Origin of the sequence: Streptomyces sp. HSW2009 (assembly GCF_040240285.1) — a bacterium.
GTDB lineage: Bacteria > Actinomycetota > Actinomycetes > Streptomycetales > Streptomycetaceae > Streptomyces.
On the sequence record NZ_JBEHZD010000700.1, the window covers coordinates 1 to 3,427 of the forward strand.

Annotated in this window: 1 protein-coding gene and 1 pseudogene; one reads left to right on the top strand and one right to left on the bottom strand. The window is 78.3% G+C overall.

Features of this window, described 5'->3' with window-relative positions:
• A pseudogene (locus AAHZ94_RS30955) lies at positions 1-2,976 on the bottom strand (hypothetical protein); the annotation flags it as partial.
• A gap of 133 nt (positions 2,977-3,109) precedes the next feature.
• On the opposite strand from AAHZ94_RS30955, the gene AAHZ94_RS30960 reads away from it, so the two are divergent.
• Positions 3,110-3,331, top strand: a complete 222-nt coding sequence (locus tag AAHZ94_RS30960) for a hypothetical protein (protein ID WP_349997038.1) — start codon at positions 3,110-3,112, stop codon at positions 3,329-3,331.
• The last annotated feature ends 96 nt before the right edge of the window (positions 3,332-3,427 follow it).

Sequence of the window (3,427 nt, forward strand, 5' to 3'; positions counted from 1 at the left end):
CCCGTAGCCGGGCAGACCGGGGGCGTCGGCCCCGGAATCCGGCGGCAGCGGCGGCTCCCACGGCGCCCGCGCGGCGGGTACGGGGCTGGCCGCCGGGGCGTCCGTGGCGGTGGCCGTGCCGCCAGTGGGCGCGGCCTCGGCCGGTGCTGCCGCGGCGGTCTGCTCCGCATCGGACTGCTCGGGCTTCGACTGCTCCGCCGCGTTCGGCTGCGCCTCGGCCTGTTGCCCGGTCGGGGCCGGTTGGGCCGCGGCGGCCGGGGTCGGCTGCGGCTGCGCCGGGTCCGTCGCGGTCGACTCGGGCACGGTGGCGCCGCTCTGGGTGACCACGGCAGCCGGCGTTCCTTCGGCTGCTGCGGCAGCAGGGGTCGGCTGTGCCGGCTGGCCGGCCCGGGGTGCCTGAGCGGTCGGGGTCGCCTGAGCGGCCTGGGTCGATGCGGTCGGCTGTGCTGAGTGCATGGTGGGGGCTCCGTCCGGGGCTTCCGGTGGTACGGAGCCCGCCGGCACGGCCGTCGCCGCGGGGTCCGTCTCGGAACCCGCTGGCGCAGCGCCGGCTTCTGTCGTGTGGTGCGTTCCGGCCGGTGATCCGGCCGGGGTGCCGTCGTGCGCCGGTGCGGCACCGGCGTTTTGCGCCGGCGCTTCCTCGGTCGCTCCGTTCGGCGGGGTCTGTGTGGCGTCCGACGACGGCTGACCTGTGGCCGGCGGCGCCGGGTCGGTAGCAGGCGCGATCTGGTCGGCTGTCGGCTCGGTCGCCGGGTCAGTGGTCGGCGCGGTCGCCGGGGTGGTGGCCGGCTCGGTCGCCGGGGTGGCGGGGGCCGTCGCCGTGTCGCCGGTCTCCTCGGCGGAGGTGGGCGGGGTGGTGGCGGCTGTCGCCGGGGTGGCGGGCTCCTTGGCGGAGGTCTGCGAAGTGGGGTGCGCGGCGGCGGCCGAGGGCTGGCCTTCGGTAGCCGCGGCGTCCGCGTGGCTCGTGTCCGCCTGGCCGGTGTTCGTACGACCTGTGTCCGCCTGCTCCGCGTCCGTACGACCCGTGTCCGGCTGGCTCGCCTTCGTCCGTGCTGCCTTGGGCTTGCCGGCACCCGCCTTGCCCTTCGCGGTCCCGGCACCTGCCTTCGCGGCCTCGCCCGCGGGCTTGCCCGCACTGGGCCCGTCCGTGGTCGCTTCCCCGGCGGGCTGCGCGGCCTTGGTGGCCTGCTCCACCTTGCCGGGCTGTGCTGATTCGTCGGTCTGCGCGGGGTCGGTGGTCCGCGCCTGCTCACCAGGCTGCACGGAGTCGGTGGTCTGCGCCGGCTCGGGCGCGTTCACCGGCTCAGCGCCGTCAACCGACCCGACGGCGGCTCCCGAACCGGCAGCCTCCGCAGCACCAGCCGCCTGCCCCGCACCGGCCGCCTTCGCAGCGGCCTTCCCGGCCGGGGTCGTCTGCTCGGGCCCGGTCGCTCCCGCAGGTGCGGCGGCCCGAGCGGGCTTCGCCGTCGGCGCGGCCCCGTCCGCCGTGGCAGCGGGCGCGTCGGTCTCGCTCACCGCCTGACCGGGGGCGGGTTGGTTCGCGGCGGGCTGGTTCGCGGAACTCACGTCGGCGGTCGGCCTCGTGGCGGGCTTCGGTGCGGCGCTCTTCGCGTCCGCTTCCGTGGCCTCCGCCGCTGCGGTCGGCTGACCCGTACCGCTCTGCTCGGCAGCCACCTGCTCCGCACCGTCCTGCTCGGCGACAGCCGTGCCGTCGGGCGCCTGCGACGCGGGGTCTTGGCCTGCGGTAGCCGAGCCGTCGGCGGTCTGCTCAGCGGCCGGCTCACCGGGGGCCGGCCGTGCAGCGGCGGGCGCACCGGCCGCGGCCCCGGCCGGCTGGCCCGTCGTGCTCTGGTCCGTCGTGCTCTGGTCCGTCGTGCCTTGGTCCGCGGCCGGCTGGCCGGCCTTCGCCCCCTGCCCCTGCTTCGGGTCGGTCGTGGTGGCGGCCTCGGGCTGGGCGGCGGGCTTCGCGGGCCGCTGCGGCGCCGACTTCGTACCGGCCCCGGCGCTCTCCGTGGACGCGGCCTGCCCGGTGGGCGCGGCGCCCGCGGGAGGCACAGCCGCCTCGGCGGGTTCGGGCCCACCGACGGTCCCGGACTGCTGCCCGGCCTCCGCCGGAGCGCTGACCTCGGGCGCGGGCGTCGCGGATCCTGCCGCTGTGGCCCCGTCGGCCTGGTCAGCCGGTGCGGTGACCTGCGCGGCCTGCGGGGTCGAAGTGGTGGGAGCGGGCCCCTGTTGGGCGGCGGGGGCCGCTGTTCCGTCAGTCGGCTGACCCGCGTCCGACTCGGCGGAGGCAGGGGCAGGGGCAGGAGCAGCGGCAGCTACGCCGGCGGATGCATCGGCGGACGGCTGCACATCCTGCGGCGCCGAATCCCCGGCCACCTGGGCAGCGGGGGTTCCGTCGGCCGCCGGTGCGGCAGCAGCTCCGTCGGTCGCCTGTCCGGCCGGCTCGCTGTCCTGCGGCGCGTCACCCGTCCCGGTGTCCTGCCCGGCGGCGGGCGCCGTCGCAGCGTCCGCGGATGCCGGCTGGCCCGGCTGCGCTGGTTGATCTGGCTGGGCGGATGCGGGCTGTGCGGGTGGTACGGCGCCATCGGCAGGGGGAGTCACGGCGGCCCCGTCGGTGGCCTTCTCGTTCGTCACCGGCTGCGGCGCATCGCCCGGGGCGGGTACGGCGGCCGAGGACTGCGGCTCGGCGGGTACGGCCGTGGCGGCCGGCGCGTCCGCGGCAACCCGCGGGGCGGGCTGCGCTTCCGTCGCCGTGGTGGCCGGCGTGCTCGGCTGCGGCGTGCCCGCCGTGGGTGCGCCACTCGCCGCGGCACGGCGGGACTTGGCCCCGGTGCGCCCCTTCGGCGCGGACTTCGCCGCCGCCTTGGCCGGGCCGGCCGCAACCGTCGACGCGGCGGCCGGAACCGCGGCGGAGGGCGCCGCGCCGGCACCGGTGTCTCCGTCAGTGGCCGTACCCGTAGCCGCAGCGGTCACCGCGCCACCGGCCGCACCCTGCGGTGCGTCGGGGTGCTGCGCGGCGTCGTGCGGTACGGGCTGCGCGGCCGTGGCCTGCGCGCCACCGGCCGCACCCGCTGCGCCGGCGGGCGCGTCGGGCTGGATCTGGGATGTGGTCTCGGCAGGCAGTGGTGCGTCCTGTTCCGGCTGTGCCGACCGTACGGAAGATACGGGCTGTGCGGGCTGTGCTGACGGTGCGGAGGCGGCCGGGGCAGGGGGAGCCGACGCGTCGCTGGACGACTGGTCGCTGGACGACTGGTCGGCGGACGGATGGTCAGCGGACGCCTCGTCGCCGGATGCCTGGTCGGCGGACGCCTGCTCACCGGACGTCTGATCGCTGGACGCGGCGGCACGGCGGCGCCGGCGGCCCGGGCCGGCCGGGACGGCGGCGCCGGCGGAGGTTGGAGGCGTTGACGACGATGGAGCCGCC